Source organism: Flavisericum labens (assembly GCF_045446075.1).
Lineage (GTDB): Bacteria > Bacteroidota > Bacteroidia > Flavobacteriales > Flavobacteriaceae > Flavisericum > Flavisericum labens.
On sequence record NZ_JBJJBQ010000008.1, the window covers coordinates 38,792 to 56,933 of the forward strand.

Annotated in this window: 20 protein-coding genes and 1 tRNA gene; 13 read left to right on the forward strand and 8 right to left on the reverse strand. The window is 36.4% G+C overall.

Annotation, left to right across the window (positions count from 1 at the left end; genetic code table 11):
• The first annotated feature begins 53 nt into the window (after positions 1-53).
• From ACIEHO_RS12725 to ACIEHO_RS12750, 6 genes are all read left to right on the forward strand, one after another.
• Positions 54-455 carry a RidA family protein gene (locus ACIEHO_RS12725; protein WP_406972500.1) on the forward strand — a complete coding sequence of 134 codons (402 nt, stop codon included), beginning with the start codon at positions 54-56 and terminating at the stop codon, positions 453-455.
• Positions 452-1,891, forward strand: coding sequence for an aldehyde dehydrogenase (locus ACIEHO_RS12730; protein WP_406972291.1), 1,440 nt, complete (start codon positions 452-454; stop codon positions 1,889-1,891). The genes ACIEHO_RS12725 and ACIEHO_RS12730 overlap by 4 nt, the downstream gene beginning before the upstream one ends.
• 76 nt (positions 1,892-1,967) lie before the next feature.
• Complete coding sequence (locus ACIEHO_RS12735; RefSeq protein ID WP_406972293.1) at positions 1,968-2,750, forward strand: SDR family oxidoreductase; 783 nt, start codon at positions 1,968-1,970, stop codon at positions 2,748-2,750.
• 24 nt (positions 2,751-2,774) lie between these two features.
• Positions 2,775-3,308: a 3-hydroxyanthranilate 3,4-dioxygenase gene (locus ACIEHO_RS12740; RefSeq protein ID WP_406972295.1), complete on the forward strand. Its 534-nt coding sequence runs from the start codon at positions 2,775-2,777 to the stop codon at positions 3,306-3,308.
• An 84-nt stretch (positions 3,309-3,392) separates the two neighbouring features.
• Positions 3,393-4,478, forward strand: a complete 1,086-nt coding sequence (locus ACIEHO_RS12745; protein WP_406972297.1) for an amidohydrolase family protein — start codon at positions 3,393-3,395, stop codon at positions 4,476-4,478.
• Positions 4,478-5,122: an O-methyltransferase gene (locus tag ACIEHO_RS12750; RefSeq protein ID WP_406972299.1), complete on the forward strand. Its 645-nt coding sequence runs from the start codon at positions 4,478-4,480 to the stop codon at positions 5,120-5,122. Before ACIEHO_RS12745 ends, ACIEHO_RS12750 begins: the two co-directional genes overlap by 1 nt.
• A gap of 429 nt (positions 5,123-5,551) precedes the next feature.
• Here ACIEHO_RS12750 and ACIEHO_RS12755 read toward each other — a convergent pair whose 3' ends face one another.
• The 4 genes from ACIEHO_RS12755 to ACIEHO_RS12770 form a co-directional block, all read right to left on the reverse strand.
• Entirely contained in the window at positions 5,552-5,839 is a 288-nt protein-coding gene (locus ACIEHO_RS12755; protein ID WP_406972301.1) for a Sec-independent protein translocase subunit TatA/TatB, read from the reverse strand.
• 82 nt (positions 5,840-5,921) lie between these two features.
• Positions 5,922-8,252, reverse strand: a complete 2,331-nt coding sequence (locus tag ACIEHO_RS12760; RefSeq protein ID WP_406972303.1) for a M1 family metallopeptidase — start codon at positions 8,250-8,252, stop codon at positions 5,922-5,924.
• Positions 8,253-8,362: 110 nt separating this feature from the next.
• Positions 8,363-8,866, reverse strand: a complete 504-nt coding sequence (locus ACIEHO_RS12765; RefSeq protein ID WP_406972305.1) for a DUF6702 family protein — start codon at positions 8,864-8,866, stop codon at positions 8,363-8,365.
• Between the two features lie 207 nt (positions 8,867-9,073).
• On the reverse strand, positions 9,074-9,874 hold the full coding sequence (locus ACIEHO_RS12770) for a carboxypeptidase-like regulatory domain-containing protein (RefSeq protein ID WP_406972307.1): 801 nt from the start codon (positions 9,872-9,874) through the stop codon (positions 9,074-9,076).
• A gap of 105 nt (positions 9,875-9,979) precedes the next feature.
• Between ACIEHO_RS12770 and pepE the strand changes: the two genes are divergently transcribed.
• Complete coding sequence (gene pepE / locus ACIEHO_RS12775; protein WP_406972309.1) at positions 9,980-10,687, forward strand: dipeptidase PepE; 708 nt, start codon at positions 9,980-9,982, stop codon at positions 10,685-10,687.
• A gap of 32 nt (positions 10,688-10,719) precedes the next feature.
• Here the strand turns inward: pepE and ACIEHO_RS12780 are convergent.
• Positions 10,720-10,792 (reverse strand) — tRNA-Gly (locus ACIEHO_RS12780).
• A gap of 136 nt (positions 10,793-10,928) precedes the next feature.
• Here ACIEHO_RS12780 and ACIEHO_RS12785 point away from each other — a divergent pair.
• Positions 10,929-11,369 (forward strand): GNAT family N-acetyltransferase, encoded by a 441-nt coding sequence (locus tag ACIEHO_RS12785; protein WP_406972311.1) that lies wholly within the window; start codon positions 10,929-10,931, stop codon positions 11,367-11,369.
• 80 nt (positions 11,370-11,449) lie between these two features.
• Positions 11,450-12,217 carry a M48 family metalloprotease gene (locus ACIEHO_RS12790; protein WP_406972313.1) on the forward strand — a complete coding sequence of 256 codons (768 nt, stop codon included), beginning with the start codon at positions 11,450-11,452 and terminating at the stop codon, positions 12,215-12,217.
• Positions 12,218-12,274: 57 nt separating this feature from the next.
• On the opposite strand, the gene ACIEHO_RS12795 is transcribed toward ACIEHO_RS12790, so the two are convergent.
• Entirely contained in the window at positions 12,275-12,679 is a 405-nt protein-coding gene (locus ACIEHO_RS12795) for an ankyrin repeat domain-containing protein (protein ID WP_406972315.1), read from the reverse strand.
• 251 nt (positions 12,680-12,930) lie between these two features.
• On the opposite strand from ACIEHO_RS12795, the gene gpmI reads away from it, so the two are divergent.
• The 4 genes from gpmI to ACIEHO_RS12815 all read left to right on the forward strand — a co-directional run bounded on the left by gpmI (position 12,931) and on the right by ACIEHO_RS12815 (position 16,583).
• A complete protein-coding gene (gene gpmI, locus ACIEHO_RS12800) occupies positions 12,931-14,445 on the forward strand; it encodes a 2,3-bisphosphoglycerate-independent phosphoglycerate mutase (RefSeq protein ID WP_406972317.1) in 1,515 nt (504 codons plus the stop codon).
• 43 nt (positions 14,446-14,488) lie between these two features.
• Entirely contained in the window at positions 14,489-14,896 is a 408-nt protein-coding gene (locus tag ACIEHO_RS12805) for a BT0820 family HAD-type phosphatase (protein WP_406972319.1), read from the forward strand.
• A 75-nt stretch (positions 14,897-14,971) separates the two neighbouring features.
• Complete coding sequence (gene map, locus ACIEHO_RS12810) at positions 14,972-15,790, forward strand: type I methionyl aminopeptidase (RefSeq protein WP_406972321.1); 819 nt, start codon at positions 14,972-14,974, stop codon at positions 15,788-15,790.
• A gap of 7 nt (positions 15,791-15,797) precedes the next feature.
• Positions 15,798-16,583 carry a class I SAM-dependent methyltransferase gene (locus tag ACIEHO_RS12815; protein WP_406972323.1) on the forward strand — a complete coding sequence of 262 codons (786 nt, stop codon included), beginning with the start codon at positions 15,798-15,800 and terminating at the stop codon, positions 16,581-16,583.
• On the opposite strand, the gene ACIEHO_RS12820 is transcribed toward ACIEHO_RS12815, so the two are convergent.
• Positions 16,580-17,554, reverse strand: a complete 975-nt coding sequence (locus tag ACIEHO_RS12820) for an FAD:protein FMN transferase (protein ID WP_406972325.1) — start codon at positions 17,552-17,554, stop codon at positions 16,580-16,582. The two genes, ACIEHO_RS12815 and ACIEHO_RS12820, sit on opposite strands and share 4 nt — an antisense overlap.
• Before the next feature lie 34 nt (positions 17,555-17,588).
• Positions 17,589-17,966, reverse strand: a complete 378-nt coding sequence (locus ACIEHO_RS12825) for a Na(+)-translocating NADH-quinone reductase subunit F (RefSeq protein ID WP_406972327.1) — start codon at positions 17,964-17,966, stop codon at positions 17,589-17,591.
• Between the last annotated feature and the right edge of the window lie 176 nt (positions 17,967-18,142).

The window sequence follows — 18,142 nt, forward strand, 5'->3', positions numbered from 1 at the left end:
ACCGCCCGAGTAAGAATCCCTTCCCATTGGGAAGGCTAGGATGGGCTCAAATTATGAACAAGGACCAAGTAACACCCCGAGGCGCATACCCGCACACCAAACGTGTTGGTGATTTTATATTTGTTTCGGGTACGAGTTCACGCAGGGCAGATAATAGCATTGCCGGTGTAGATATTATTGACGAAATGGGCACTAAACACCTCAATATCGAATTGCAAACCCGTGAAGTTCTAAAAAACATAGAAAGGAATTTAGGCAAGGAAGGAGCCAGTTTAAAAGATATAGTTGATGTGACCTCGTTTTTGGTAAACATGAACGACTTTGCTGGTTACAATAAAGCCTACAGCGAATTTTTCGATATCGAAACCGGTCCAACTCGAACAACCGTGGCCGTACATCAGCTACCGCACCCAGATTTGTTGGTTGAAATAAAAGTGGTAGCTTATAAAAAATGAAAATCCAAAACTACATAAACGGCGCGTTTTTTAATCCAACATCGAATGATTGGATTGACAATTATTGCCCCGCCAATGGGGAGGTTTATGGGCAAATCCCGAATTCTTCAGCAGAAGATATTGAAAAAGCCTACCAATCTGCTAAATCTGCCTTTAGCCACTGGTCGCAAACGTCCTTTGAGGAACGAAGTAGAGTTCTTTTAAGGATTTCCGAATCAATAGAGGAAAACATCCAGCAATTGGCCGAAGCCGAAAGCAAAGACAACGGCAAACCCATTTCATTAGCCAAAGCCATTGATATTCCCAGAGCTGCCAATAATTTTAGGTTTTTAGCCAATGCGATAACACAGTTTGCAAGCGAAAGTCATGAAACAGTAGGGCAAAATGCTATCAACTATACGTTAAGACAACCTATTGGCGTGGTGGGATGTATTTCACCTTGGAACCTTCCACTATATCTATTTACTTGGAAAATAGCTCCGGCCATTGCTGCTGGAAATTGCGTGGTAGCCAAGCCCAGTGAGGTTACGCCTATGACCGCTTATCTGTTAGGTAACATTTGTAATCAAGCGGGATTACCTAAAGGTGTTTTGAATATTGTTCATGGCACCGGACAAGAAACAGGAAAAGCAATTGTTGAGCACCCAAACATCACAGCTATTAGCTTTACGGGCGGCACTGAAACTGGTGCTAAAATTGCCAGAATAGCCGCGCCCATGTTTAAAAAACTATCTTTAGAATTAGGCGGAAAAAACCCAAACATTATTTTTGCTGATTGTGATTACAGCGATATGCTTAACACCACAGTAAAATCGTCGTTTTTAAATCAAGGACAGATTTGTTTGTGCGGCAGTCGGATTTTTGTTGAATCCTCAATTTATGAAAAGTTCAAAACTGATTTTATAAAGAAAGCAAAACAACTTAAAGTAGGGCATCCATCCGATAAAAACACCGATATTGGTCCTTTGGTTTCAAAACCACATTTAGAAAAAGTCTTGGGTTATATTGAAATTGCCAAAAAAGATAACGATAAAATTCTTTGTGGAGGCCACCAAGTAAGTTTAAAAGATTATGAAAACGGATACTATATGGCTCCCACTATAATTGAAGTAAAATCCAACTCATGTCAAATAAACCAAGATGAAGTTTTTGGCCCAGTAGTAACCCTTATGCCATTTGATACTGAAGACGAAGCGCTTCAATTGGCCAACCAAACAAAATATGGTCTCACAGCAACCATTTGGACCAACAACTTAAAACGCACCATGCGAATGAGTAGTCAAATTCAATCCGGTATTATCTGGGTAAACACCTGGATGTTACGGGATCTGCGAACTCCCTTTGGAGGCACCAAAGCCTCTGGAATAGGACGAGAAGGCGGGTTCGAAACATTGCGTTTTTTTACGGAACCAAAAAATATATGTATAAAGTATTAAAAATAACCAATAAAATATAACCAAGGAACAAGTTTAAAATCATTATTCTTACCTCTTGACCATTTAACTTTTAAATATGGATTTAAAAATAAACAATAAAAACGCCTTAGTTTGCGGCAGCACACAGGGCATTGGAAAAGCAACTGCAATTGCACTAGCAAACGAAGGTGTTAATATCACTTTAGTAGCAAGAAATAGAGAAAAGTTAAAAGAAGTCATCTCAGAACTTCCTGAAAACGGAAACCACAGTTATATTGTAGCCGATTTTGCAAATCCAAGAGATTTACAGGAGCAAGTCATTAAATTTATCGAGAAAAACCATGGCTTCCATATTGTTGTCAATAACACAGGAGGTCCAAGAGGTGGTGAAATCTTGACAGCTAGCCTTGATGAATTTGATAATGCCTTTATCATGCATGTAAAATGCAATCATATTTTGGCTCAAGCCACCGTTCCGTTTATGAAAAAGGAGGGTTATGGAAGAATCATCAACATCATTTCAACATCTGTTAAAGAACCCATACCTGGTTTAGGCGTGAGCAATACCATTCGCGGCGCCGTAGGTAACTGGAGCAAAACCCTTTCGATTGAGTTAGCGGCTTTTGGAATTACAGTAAACAATGTTCTTCCTGGTTTCACAGAAACCGAAAGATTGAATGAAATCATAAAGATTAAGGCTGCAAATGAGGACACCTCCTTTGAAAAAATGACTGAAATCATGCAAAACTATGCGCCAGCCAAACGATTTGCACAACCTGAAGAAACAGCTAACGCCGTTGCTTTTTTAGCCAGTGGGGGAGCTGGCTACATTAACGGTATTAACATTCCTGTTGATGGTGGGCGCACAAAAAGTTTGTAACTTTATAAAGTAAATTTTTGAATTATGAGCAAACTAGTTTCCCCATTAAATTTTAAGGATTGGATTGAAGACAACAGACACCTTTTAAAACCACCTGTTGGCAACAAAGTGGTTTGGAAAGATGCCGACTTTATTGTCATGGTTGTTGGGGGCCCAAATAATCGAAAAGATTATCATTACAATGAAACCCCGGAGTTTTTCTATCAAGTTGAAGGTGATATCGTTTTAAAAATAATAGACAATGGCACCCCAAAAGATGTTCATATCAAGCAAGGTGATATTTATTTACTACCACCTAAAGTACCGCATTCTCCCCAACGAGGAGCGAACACCGTGGGGTTGGTTATTGAGTATAAGCGCCTTGAAGGCATGAAAGATGCCTTGCTCTGGTTTTGTGAAAATTGCACAACCAAACTCTATGAAGAAGATTTTACCTTAGGTAATATTGAAACCGATATGCCAAAAATATTCGACAAATATTATGGAAACTTAAATCAACGCACTTGTCCCAATTGTGGTGAAGTGATGCAGCCACCGAAAAAAGTTAGGGTTAAATAAGAATGGATCTTCAATGAAAAGGTTATCAATTATCTCGATTATAACTGTAATTACAAAAATTCTGAAAATATATTCAGAAAGAAAATGAAAAAAAGGAAACTTCGCATAAACGGTCATTCGCACTTACTACCCTATCCTGAAGAAATACCCAAATACATGCAGGAGAAAGGTATTTTTTGGGTTGACAAAGAACGTAAGTTTATGCTCCAAAAAGATTGGAGCCGACCCGTCACAGACTCTAGTTTTTTCTTGACCGAAAAACTAGAATGGATGGATCGTTACAAAATAGACCATGCTGTAGTGTTAAACCTTTCGCAATTATACGGTAATGGTTTACGGGTTGAGGAAATGAAAAAGGCATTACGTTTTCAAAACGATTTTAATGCCAGAATTCAACATAATAACCCAACTAAATTTACATGCGGGTTTGTTGTTCACCCTGGTTTTGTTAGAAGTGCATGTTGGGAAATTGAACGTTGCGTTGAAACCCACGGCATGCAACTTCTATGCTTACCAACTCATTATATGGATACCATTGGTACATGGCGCTGTATTTTTGATGAAGAAAACGAACCTATTTTCGAGTTAGCTAATAAATACAATTTAGCCGTTGAAATCCATCCCTACGATGGCGAAAAATTCATTAAGCTTGAAAATACATCATGGCGTTTCCATTTAATTTGGATGTTGGCCCAATGTGCCGATGCTTATCACTTTCTAACCTTAAATGGTTATCAAGAAAAATACCCTAACATGAGGACCTGTTTTGCCCATGGCGGACAATTGGCACAAATTAATTTAGGAAGACGCATACAAGGGTTTGACGGTAGGCCAGATCTTTTTGAAGGTAAGCACCACCCCAGAAAGGCCGTAGGACATAAAAATATCTTTTTTGACACCTTAGTCCATGACACTGGCGGTTTAGATTTATTGATTAAGAATCATGGTGCGAAGCAAGTTATTATGGGCTTGGACGACCCTTACCCATTGGGTGAAATGGAAAGCACCCAACAATCATCCTATCCTGGTAAAATTTTAGATTTAGCCAAAGAGCGACATATAATAACAGAGGATGAACAAGATGCCATTTGGGAAGACAACGTTATTCAATGGCTGTGTGGAGATAACGCCAGTTCCAAACAAAAATTAATTGATAGAATATTACGCTAATGCATTTTATACCAGAAGATATAGACCAATATGTTGTAAACCACTCGGAAGATGAACCTGAGTTATTGAAACAGTTAAATAGAGAAACCTGCCAAAAGATTTTGCAACCACGTATGCTTAGCGGTCATTACCAAGGTCGGGTATTGAGTATAATTTCTAAACTAACCCACCCTAAAAACATTTTAGAAATCGGAACCTATACTGGTTATTCTGCACTTTGCCTAGCTGAAGGCATGCAAAAAGAAGGCACTTTAGATACCATTGACATCAACGAGGAGTTGTATGATTTTCAAAGAAAATATTTTGATAAATCTGAATTTGGGCAACGCATTGTTCAGCATTTGGGCAACGCACTCGACATTATTCCTCGTTTAAATAAAACATACGATTTGGTTTTTATAGATGCCGATAAAGAAAATTATGCAAGTTACTTTGAAATTATATTAAATAAATTAAATACTGGTGGCATTATTCTATCTGATAATGTTTTGTGGAGCGGAAAAATACTAGAAACTACCTTTAAAAAAGAGGACACCTCAACCCCTGCCCTAATTGAATATAATAAACTTTTAAAAGAAGATTCACGAGTTGAAACCGTGATTTTACCAATTAGAGATGGGTTAACTATTAGCAGAAAAATTTAGGAAATTCAATTAAGGAAGCATTTATGGCTTGCAAGCGTCTTTCTTAAGCAGAATTATAATTCTTCATTAAACCACAAATGTTGCCCAAACTATAATTTGCTAAAGCACATCCATAATGGTCACGAAAAGAATCTGTTAATATACTTGCTTTGGCAAATCGTTTGAAGGGTTTTAGCATTTCACCATTATCATAAAAAAGAATAGCTCAGGCATTGATATCATCAATTTCTATGATATCGTATCATTCTTCTTTACCAAACGTAAGTAGGCAGAATAAAGAAAACAATCGATAGGGTAAGTTTTTTTTAATTAGATCATAGATTCCGGACTCGGAAGGGGAGGGGTAATCAAAATGAAACCTGAATTTTCACTAAAGTCCAAAAAGAACTGGGCAATAGATAAAAAGGATATCGACAAAAAGATAAACGCCTAAAACTTCCGTTTAATTGAACCCGTAAAATCCTCCAGATCGTCTTTTACCTGATCTAATTCCTTTTTCACATCTTGGGTTATGCTCGTATCAATACCGTTTTTTTCAGCAGTTTTAGTGATTTCGTGCTTTATATCGTTGGTAGCATCTTTAAGCGTTCGCATGCCTTTTCCCAAACCACGAGCTATTTCGGGCAACTTATCTGCACCAAAAACCATAATAGCAATAAATAGTATAAATGCTATTTCTGCACCGCTTATAAATAGAAATATTGCTTGTTGTATCACTGTGCAAATATACTAAGTTGTTTTGTGAGAATAAAAAAAAGCCGATTCTAAAAAAAATCGGCTTTCAAATAAAATTACTTTCTTATCCTTTAATCTTTTCTTTAAATTGATCAAAATCGCTTTGCTGTTCTTTTCGTGGCCACGAGTTATTGGATGTATCAATATCGGCCGTTTCTTCATTAGGATCAATTTCTATACCTACAATGGCCTTGTCTGATGCAATTGCTTTACTTACCTCATTATCATCAAACCTCCATATTTGAGCAGGATAGGTTTCTTCTTTTGAGGTGCCATCTTCATAAGTATATTTAACTATAATAGGCATAACCAGGCCTCCCGGCTTTTCAAAAGTCACATTATAAAAGTACTTGGGCTCCTTTATTTTTTGACGTTCTTGTGGCGAAAAGTTATCCATAATGTACTCTTGCAAAGGCTTAGAGTTTTCCAATAACGACCCCTTTTTCATCTTTTCCTTAAAATCTTCACTTCCCTCTTCAACTAAAAACACCAATGGCCTTAATTGGCTCCTTTTTATACCTCTTTCCTCCATTAAATCTCTCATATAAGCATTGGGTTCTTCAGATACATAATATTTTTTTACATCTTTTACGCCAATATCCACCCAATCGGTAGTATAAAACCAACCCCTCCAAAACCAATCTAAATCAAAAGCTGAAGCATCTTCCATAGTTCTGAAAAAATCTTCTGGTGTGGGGTGCTTAAACTTCCATCGATTGGCATATTCTTTAAATGCATAGTCGAAAAGGTCACGCCCCATAACGGTTTCTCTTAAAATATTTAAAGCTGTTGCTGGCTTTCCATAGGCATTGTTTCCAAATTGGTATAAGTCCAGGTTAAGCCCCTTAGTCATTATTGGATCGATAAAAGACTGATCACCTCCCATATAAGGAACAATCATTTTTGCAGGCCCGCGATCGGACGGAAAATGTTGGTCATTAGGAGATAAGGCTGTTGGGTATTTTTCGCCAAAATCTTGCTCGGCCACATACTGAACAAACGTGTTTAGACCTTCGTCCATCCAGGTCCATTGGCGCTCGTCACTATTAACAATCATGGGGAAAAAGTTATGCCCGACTTCATGGATAATAACACCCATCATGCCATACTTTACACGATCACTATATGTACCATCAGGGTTTGGGCGACCATAGTTCCAACAAATCATGGGGTATTCCATACCCTGTTGTTTGGCGTGAACCGAAATGGCTTTGTGGTAGCGATAGTCAAAAGTCATTCTTGAATAAGATTCAAGCGTGCTGGCTACCGCGCGGGTCGACCATTCTTCCCAAAGTGGATTTCCTTCTTTAGGGTACATAGAAACAGCCATAATATCTTTACCTCCAATTTTGACGGCCATCATATCCAAAATAAATTTTCTTGAAGTTGCAAAACCAAAATCACGTACGTTTTCAGCCTTAAGCTTCCAAGTTTTTGTTTTCTCAGAAAACCCTTTTTCTGCAGCCTCAGCTTCAGCTTGATTTACTATTAAAACGGGTTTGTCAAAAGATTTTTTGGCAGCTTCGTATCGCTGTAACATGGTTTTTGAATACACTTCTTTTCTGTTGGTCAGCACACCTGTTCCGTCCAAAATATGATCGGCTGGCACTGTAATGTTCACCTCATAATCCCCAAAAGGTAAAGCGAACTCATCTCGTCCCCAAAACTGTGAATTTTGCCAACCTTCCACATCGCTGTAAACTGCCATTCGTGGAAAAAACTGGGCAATCACATAGGCTCTATTTCCATCTTTTGAGAAATACTCATATCCTGAACGACCACTCCCATTAATAGGTTCTGCTTCTTCAACATGATTGTTAATATTGTACCACCATTTAATAGAAAACGAAAATTTACCTCCTGTTTTCAAAGGTTCTGCCAGCTCCACCCGCATCATCGTTCTATTAATCATATGTGGAAGCGGTTTACCACTTGTATCGGTAACCTGTAAAATGTTAAAACCACGATCTAGTGGCTCCCTCATAAATTCTGAAGTAAATGCATTTGGAAGCATAACTGGTGCAACACCACTAGTTTCTATTAAAGGTGATTTAGAGTCTTTCGCTCTTTTATTTTGTTCTAATTGTACCCATAAATAGTTAAGTTCATCTGGAGAATTGTTGGTATATGTAATGGTTTCATAGCCCGATATTTTAGCATTTTTATCATCTAAGACAATATCCATTTCGTAATCAGCCTGTTGTTGATAATATGCAGGACCAGGGGCTCCTGAAGCAGATCTAAACATGTTGGGCGTAGAAAATTCGTCATACAACTGCTTAAATTTATTGGTATTTGTATGTCCTTTTTTTACCGCTACACCAACTTGTTCCTGAGCTTTGACGGTAAACGAAATAAAAATAAATGCTAAACAGAAATAGGCTATCTTTTTCATTCTCATTTTTTGTGTTTTATTTAATAAAAGTTTGATTTTAGCTACTTTTTTTAAGGAATTATCATAGAAATTGATCAAAACTAATAAATTACAGAAAGACTTAGTTTATTTTAATTAAACTTTAACACGGCGGTATCCTTTTGAGGAATAAGAATTACACTTTTTTGCTGAGAATTTATTTTAGTTTTTATAATATTTTGCTGCTCTTGAATTAAATCGAATAAAATCCGGTTGGTTACCTCAAAAGCATCTATGCTTTTAACATCCTCAATTTCAAGATAGCACTTTATAATATCGATATCGTATTCCTTGCCTATATAAATAAAGTCCGCTTTTTTTCCATTAATTTTAAAAGTCAAATTATCCTTTAGGTATTGCTCAATGTACTCATCGAGGTTTTCTGTTTCATTTTCCCCACCAAATGTTAAGGCCTTATTATAGCGGGTGCGCAATGCACTTTCAAAATCATCAACAAACAATCTGGAAATAATTTGTACTGATTGGGTTTGGTCTACATACTCCACTTGTGTGAGACTTATATAATAATCGTGAACTGAGGAGAATGCAAAACACGACAATGCAAAAGCTACAACTAATATTTTAACAAGTTTCATTCAAATTTTGTTTATGCGAATGTAATGCTTTCAAAAAGTATTCCAAAAATATTCAATCAAGCTTAGGTATTCTTGGTACTATGTGTATTTTATCCAAAGGAAGATTTGCCAATAATCTAATTTATTTGTGATAAGGCGTTTAAATCGCAAAAAACTTTCATCAAAAAAAGACAAATTGCTTTTAATTTTTTAGAGACATGTTTATGATTAGCTCTTAGACTTTAAAAACTCCTGGCTTCTTTGGTGCAACAATTCTAAAAACTCCATTTCCTTTCCGTAATTAAGTAGTGAAAAATCAAAGCCATCAGCTTGCACAAATTGAATAAAATCCTCTACACGATGCTTTGGAATATTAAAATTATTCGTCAAAAATTCTGAACCAAAATAATATTTAATTGATTCGATGGGTACTTCAGGCACTTGCACCTTCTTCTTGTCCTTAACTTTAGCCCTAAATAAAGGCAACAACAATTGGTCAACAACATTCACTATATTCAACCCATTTACAACTTCAATTCCCTCTGTGTTCATGGCAACATTCTCTGCCTCGGTTTTATAATCTTTTTTAAATTCGTATTCAGCACTATGTTTTACACCAAAATAAAGAGCGTCCAACTTGGGCTTAAAAGGCTTAGATCGGTCCATATCGGTATCTAAATTACCCGTTAACCCTTTTGTTAGCACAATTACCTCGTCAAGTTTATTTATCTCTTCTATCAGGAAAAGTTTCATCTTTTTCGACTCAATGATATCTTCATTTATCTTAAAACTAAAATTTTGGTATTGCAGCGCACTAACTTCAATCTGATCATTCAAAGCTACTTTAAGAGAAAAAGCTCCGTTTTCATCGGTTATCGTACCAGTATTCGATGAAGCATTAAAAACAGTAATACCAGCTAAATCGCTACCTTCAACAATTATTTGTCCAGAAACCGTAATTCGATTTACGGTTTGCGAAATTGCTGATGATGAAATTAAAACGGCCAATAAGAATATAAGTCTGTTCATGTTTTTTCTTTTGAAAATACCACTTTATTTTCAAAATTTAAAGAATAGCGGCTTAAATTATGACGAAATTTCATTTTTTAACTAGCTTTACATTAAACCATTTTTATGAAGAATATAATTATTGCAAGCACATCTACAGTACATGGAAGCGGTTATTTAGAATATATAATGCCCGAACTTGAAATATTATTTAAAAATACTTCTGAAATCGTTTTTATTCCCTATGCCCGCCCAGGAGGAATCTCGCATAACGAATATACCCAAGTGGCCAAAAACGGGTTTTCTAAAATAGGAAAGAACGTAAAGGGCATTCATGAATTTAAAAACCCTGTTGAGGCCGTCAAGAACGCACATGCTTTATTTGTTGGGGGCGGCAACACCTTCGTTTTAACGTATCAACTATATAAAAACGACTTAATAAACCCTATAAAAGAAGCCGTAAACTCCGGCACTCCATATCTAGGAACTAGCGCTGGCAGCAACATTTGCGGGCTTACAGTAAAAACCACCAACGACATGCCTATTGTATACCCACCAAGTTTTAATGTCTTAGGGCTAGTACCTTTCAACATTAATCCGCACTACCTAGACCCCGATAATTCTAGCAAACATATGGGCGAAACTCGCGAAACAAGAATCAAAGAGTTCCATGCTTACAATACGCCTCCTGTTATAGGTTTAAGGGAAGGTAGCTGGCTAAGAGTAAAAAATAACACTGTTACCTTAAAAGGAAGTTTATCGGCCAGAATATTTGAATATAACAAAACACCTTACGAAGTAAATACCGAAACAGATTTAAGCTATTTAAAATAAAAAAGCCTCACTATTTCTAGTGAAGCTTTCTGAGCGGGAGACCGGGTTCGAACCGGCGACATTCAGCTTGGAAGGCTGACGCTCTACCAACTGAGCTACTCCCGCCTTAATTTGGCTGCAAATATATAAACTGTTTATTCTTTCACAAGGAAAAAACGCATCTTTTTTCACTAAAAAACTCTATCTAACTATAAGTCTTTTTAAGTTTAAAAATCTCTTCATATTTTTCTGCCTTAACACAATGAATTACAATATAAAACAAATCACCGCAAATAAAACTTACGAAATCAGACAGCCCATTTTAAGGACAGGTCAACCTATTGAAACTTGTTTTTTTGAAGGCGACAACTTAGAAACCACATATCATTTGGGCATTTTTTCAGAGGAAAAACTTGTCGGTGTAAGCTCATTTTTTAAAAATAATAATTCATTATTTACAATAAGTTCGCAATATCAACTGCGCGGTATGGCCATTTTGAAAAACTACCAAAAACATGGTCTGGGGCGTGACATTTTAAAGCAAGGTGAACAGATGCTTAAATTAAAAAATGTAAATCTCATTTGGTGCAATGCCCGCGAGGTTGCTATCAATTTTTATGCTAAAAACGGATATCAAATTATAGGTGACCCATTCAATATTAAAGATATTGGCCTGCACTTTGTGATGTACAAATCACTTTAAACTTGTGACTACAAAATAAAAAAGAGTCTTAATCTATAAACTGAAATTTTGTAATTTTAAGAACAGTAAATCATTTCAAAATGAGAGGAGGAAATCTAAAGTTAAGGTTGATAATTGGAGTGGCAATTGCCTTATTTTTTATTTTTAAAAAATGTAGTCAACAGGAAGTAAACCCATACACCGGCAGAACCCAAACCATTTCGATGACACCAGACAACGAAATAGCCATTGGCTTGCAAAGTGCTCCGCAAATGGCGCAACAACATGGCGGACTGCACCCCAATAAGCAATATCAATCTCTGGTAGACAATGTTGGCAATAAATTAGTAAACAGCAGTATTGCCAGAAAAACACCTTACAAGTACGAGTTCCATCTTCTTAACGATCCCAACACCATAAATGCCTTTGCACTTCCTGGTGGTCAAATATTTATAACATTTGCTTTATTTTCTAAATTAGACAATGAAGACCAGTTAGCCGGTGTACTAGGGCACGAAATAGGTCATGTTTTAGGCAGACACAGTGCAGAGCGTATCGCGGAGAGCGAATATTGGCAAGGGTTAACCACCGCGGGAGCGGTTGGCGCAGATATGGGAGGGTTAGTTAGTGGTATTGGCCAAAACACACTTTTAACCAATGGAAGAGATGACGAACTAGAAAGCGATGATTTAGGGGTTAAATTTATGATTAAATCCGGATATAACCCCCAGGAAATGATTGGTGTAATGGAAATATTAAAAACAGCGGCTGGCCCAAACCGAGTTCCTGAATTTAAAAGCACGCATCCCGATCCCGATAATCGAATTGAAAAAATACAAGAAGCCATCGAAAAATACAAAAACCAATAAAAAAAAGCCCAAATAGGGCTTTTTTGGAGTGACTAACTCAAAATAATTATCTATAAATTATTTTCTTTTTTTGGCTTTGACCTCTGCCAAAGCTTTTTTGATGATTTCTGCCGCATCCGTTGCTCCATGTAACTCAGCATATTTTAAAGCTGTTTTCTTCTTATCACTTCTGGCTTTTAAATCGGCGCCGTGCATGATAAGCAATTTCAAAATTTCAGTTCTGTTAAATTTTGCGGCATACATTAAAGGCGTCATGCCATTAGATTTAGCATTTACGTCGGCTCCTCTAGCAATAAGTTTCTGAACCGTTTCTAAATCACCCTTAGCGATAGAAACACAAAACGTGTTCACTTTAAAATAAGATTCTACAGTGTAATTTACCTTTAAATTTTCTGTGTTTGCATTTGCTGATACTACAGAAAAGCATAATGCGATTGCGGAAATAATGATTGTTTTTTTCATGATGAAAGATTTTAATTTGATTAATTGATTACGTTTTTTGATATACTAAAGAGACGACTTTATTTTGATACTGTTACACAAAAAAAGTTTTATAACGTATTTTTAACGTTTAATTAGTATAACATTAACGGAAACCAATCTTTTTTAAAAAAATGTCAAAACCCTTAAAAACGCTAGCTTTTAAGAGGTCTTTTTCCTCTTTTTCTAACAAACTTCGCTATCTTTGCTCAATCTTAAAATTTTAACAAAAAATGAACAAAAAAGTTATCTTAATGATACTTGATGGCTGGGGGAATTCTCCAGACCCAAAAGTTTCTGCCATAGACCACGCCAATACGCCATTTATCGATTCTTTATATACTAAATACCCCCACGCTACTTTGCGCACCGACGGGGAACACGTTGGATTGCCAAAAGGACAAATGGGAAACAGTGAAGTGGGTCATATGAATTTGGGAGCAGGGCGCATTGTCTATCAAGATTTGGCAAAAATTAATCTGGCTATCGAAAAAGATACTTTAAAGAACGAAAAAGTGCTTATTTACGCACTAAAATATGCCTCAGAAAACAATAAAAATGTGCACTTTTTAGGTTTATTAAGTAATGGAGGAGTACATGCTCATACCAATCACTTAAAAGGGTTTATAGATGCAGCAAATAAAGCAGGAGTAAATTCTTATGTCCATGCTTTTACCGATGGGCGCGATGTAGACCCAAAATCGGGGAAGGGCTATGTTGAAGATTTAGAAAAATATATTGAAGGCACCCAAACAAAATTGGCGACTATTACAGGACGATATTATGCCATGGATCGCGATAAAAGATGGGAACGCGTAAAACTTGCTTATGATGCTATTGCTAAGGCAACTGGGACTAAAACTCAAAATGCAACAGCATCCATTCAAGCCAACTATGATAACGATGTTACCGATGAATTCATAAAGCCTTTAATACTTACCGATAGTAGCAACGAACCTGTTGTAACAGTTAAAAATGATGATGTTATTATATTTTATAATTTCAGAACCGATAGAGGCCGTGAGCTAACAGAAATGTTATTTCAAAAGGACTTTCCAGAATACGACACCAAAAAACTTAACTTGTATTATGTAACAATCACCAATTATAGTGATCATTTTAAAGGCATAAAAGTTATATTCAACAAAGACAATATTACCGAAACCATTGGTGAAGTGCTCTCCAAAAAAGGCAAAAAACAAATCCGAATTGCCGAAACCGAAAAATACCCACACGTTACGTTTTTCTTTTCTGGTGGCCAAGAAGAGCCTTTTGAAGGAGAATCGCGCATACTTAAAAATTCTCCAAAAGTAGCTACCTACGATCTGCAACCAGAAATGAGTGCTTATGAGCTACGTGACGCATTGGTTCCTGAACTTGAAAAAGGTGAAGCAGATTTTGTTTGCCTAAACTTTGCAAACGGTGATATGGTAGGTCATACCGGAGTTATGGAGGCTGCCATAAATGCATGTGAAGCGGTTGATGCCTGTGCAAAAGATATTATCACCACAGGATTAGAAAACGGATATAGCACATTATTAATTGCCGACCACGGTAACTGTGAGACCATGATAAACCCGGATGGATCGCCAAACACGGCTCATACTACAAATCCCGTTCCTGTTATTTTAATCGATAATGAATTAAAGGAAATCAAAGATGGTATTTTGGGTGATGTGGCACCAACCATATTAAAACTCATGGGTATTGAGCAACCAAAGGCAATGACACAACATCCATTGGTGTAAACATAAAAGGTGTAACTTTGCAAAATTAATGCCTTCAGTTTAAATGAATTTTAATGACACCCTAATTATTGCTGTTGATTTTGATGGTACCATAGTTGAAGATGCCTACCCAAAAATCGGAAAACCCGTTTTGTTTGCCTTTGAAACATTGAAAAAGCTGCAAGAAGATGGACACCGACTAATTTTATGGACTTACAGATGTGGTGACCAATTGGCGGAAGCTGTAAAGTTTTGTGAAGAAAACGGTATTGAGTTTTATGCCGTAAACAAAAGTTTTCCTGAGGAGAATTACTCCGACGATATTAGTAGAAAAATTAATGCTGATTTGTTTATCGACGATAGAAACATTGCTGGCTTTCCTGGCTGGGGGGAAGTATATCATATGCTAACAGACAATTCAGCACCTACTTTAAAAGAAAAAAAGAAAGGTTTTTTCGGGTTATTCAATTAATTAAAATCCCCTATAATTTCAAATTAAAAGACATTTAAGTTTTTGAGTATCTTTGCACTCCTATAATTGATAGTTATGATTATTGTAAAAACTAGAGAAGAAATTGAATTGATGCGCGAAAGTGCTCTAATTGTATCAAAAACATTGGGTGAACTCGCAAAAGAAATAAAACCTGGTGTAACCACATTAGAACTAGATAAAATTGCCGAAACCTGCATAAGAGACCATGGTGCCGTTCCTGGTTTTCTGGGCTTATATGATTTTCCGAACACACTTTGCATGAGTCCTAACTCGCAAGTGGTTCATGGTATACCAAATAACAACCCTTTAGTTGAAGGCGACATTATTTCTATTGACTGTGGTGCTTTAAAAAATGGATTTTATGGTGATCACGCTTACACCTTTCCTGTCGGTGAAATAGCTCCTGAAACTGAAAAACTACTTGAAGTAACAAAAGAATCTTTATACGTCGGCATTCGCGAATTTAAAGCGAACAACCGTGTTGGTGATGTTGGCTATGCCATTCAAAAGTACTGCGAAGACCATGGCTATGGTGTAGTTAGAGAACTGGTTGGTCATGGTTTAGGAAGCAAAATGCATGAAGACCCCGAAATGCCTAACTACGGCAAACGAGGCCGAGGCAAGAAATTTATTGAGGGCATGGTTGTTGCCATAGAGCCTATGATTAATATGGGTACGCAACGCATTGCTCAGCATAGCGACGGATGGACCATCACCACGCGAGACGGCAAACCTTCAGCACATTTTGAACATGATGTTGCCCTTATTGACGGAAAACCAGAACTTCTTTCAACTTTTGCATATGTTTATGAAGCTCTGGGCATAGAAAGCGATGAAGAAAATGAATTTCGTCGTGAGGCATTAGTGCTTTAAGGTTTTAATGAAAAAAATCTTCAAATTCATATTAAATTTATTCCCTAGACCTCTTTTAATTCGGATGAGTTACATTGTACGTCCGGTTTTAGCGTTCTTTCTTAAAGGCAATACATATACCGATCCTATTGACGGGAAAAGATTTAAAAGTTTTTTGCCATATGGCTACGGCACTCAGCGTAACAATGTATTATCACCGTCAACTTTAAGTTTAGAACGCCATAGATTGTTATGGCTATATCTTAAGACTGAAACTAACTTTTTTTCAGAAGACCCCAAAAAAAAATCACCACTTCGGGTACTTCATTTTGCGCCCGAACAATCATTTTTTAAACGCTTTAAAAAAATGGAGCATTTAGATTATGTGACTACAGATTTAAATTCGCCTTTGGCAGACGTAAAAGCTGATATTTGCAATCTCCCATTTGAAAATGGTAGTTTTGATGTAATTCTTTGTAATCATGTTTTGGAACATATTCCTGATGACGCCAAAGCCATGCAGGAACTTTACCGTGTTATGAAATCTGGTGGGATGGGCATTTTTCAAATCCCACAGGATTTAAATAGAGAAAAAACTTTTGAAGACGATAGTATTACAGACAAAAAAGAGCGGGCCAAAATTTTTGGACAATACGATCATGTCCGAGTATATGGCCGTGATTATTTTGATAAACTTCGTTCTGCTGGTTTTAAAGTTGAAGAAGTGGATTATACCACAAACCTTTCCGCGGAAGCAATAGAAAAATACTGCTTGGCCAAAGGTGAAATATTACCTGTGGTTTATAAAAGTTAATCTTCAGGAAATCCGTTTAAAGACAAAGTTTCAAACTCCTTTTTATCGTTTTCAAAAATTAAAAACACTCTTAATTCCGAATGGATTTTTAAAAATGTTTTTACCTTTTCAATACCCATGGCCTTGAATGCCGTGGCATAGGCATCGGCTACCATACAATTATCAGCAATTACCGAAATGCTCAATAAGTTGGTTTTACTTGGGTATCCTGTCTTTGTATCAATAATGTGTGCGTAACGATTGCCTTTTTCATCTACTTTAAACTTTCTATATGTACCCGAGGTGGCCATAGACGCATCTTTTAGAGCAATTGCCTTTAAAAGCGATCGTGTTCCATCAAAATGAGGCTGCTCTACCCCTACTTTCCATGGACTGCCTTTATCTACGTTTAAACCTTTTACTCTAATTTCTCCCCCAATTTCAACTAAAAAGTTTTCAATCTTCTGGTTTTCTAAAAATTCCGCGATAACATCTACGCCGTAACCTTTTGCAATGGCATTAAAATCTATAAACGCACCTTTGGGTTTTGATATATTATTTTTAACTCGCTCTACTTTATCAAAACCAACAAAAACCATGAGGCTATCTATTTTTAAGCTATCGAGGTTGGCTATTTTTTCTTCTGGACCAAAATCCCAAGCGTTTACAACGGCTCCTATTGTAGGATCAAAAGCACCATTGGTTGCATTATGAATTTCTTTAGAAGCTTCAAATACTTTAATAAAATGGTCATCAATCAAAGTCGCTTCGTTTCTATTTAATTTAGAAATATCTGAATTGACCTGATAAGTAGACATCGAACGGTTTATAACATAAAACAAACTATCGAACTGCTTTTGATAATCGATCTCAGAATCATAAATTACAGAATATGAAGTTCCGAAAACAGACCCAACGAGATGGGTATTTCTTATCTCAGGTTCGCACGAAAAAATTAGGAAAACAAAGAGAAGGACAAATATTTTTTTCATCTATTAAACTTAAGTGCCTATTATGGGTTTTCATTTAATTTAAATTGGTTTCAACCACCTGAATACCATTATATTCCATCAAATATTCTTCATTCAAGTAAATCGGTGTTTTTTCTCCTTGTAAACTACCAATACCAACACCTGCATAGAGTACTTTGGCTTCCTTTTCGCGAGCGTGTTTTTTAAAGGTCTCCATCCATACAACATCATAATTGTTCGGGTTATCAGGCAAAATAACTGCTCTAACAATTACAAAATAGTATTGCTTTTTTTTGTCGATGCAAACAAATTGTGGATGCTTTTTCAGTTTGCTATTAACTGCTATAAACTCAAAGCCACGTTGTTCTAAATCTTTGCCCACATGGTTCATAGCAAGGTTATGCAATTCCTGTTCAGTAAGTGGTCTGCCCATAAAACAAAAATATAAAATCTTAATGAGGTGATGACATTTTTAAATCATTTCATTAAATCGAAACAAGCAAAACTATAAGTACTCAGTAATCATTCCCATTTATTCGATTAAATTAGGCAAATACAATATAATAAACAGTTTGGTAGTTCTGTACTTGGTGCAACATGAAATAATTG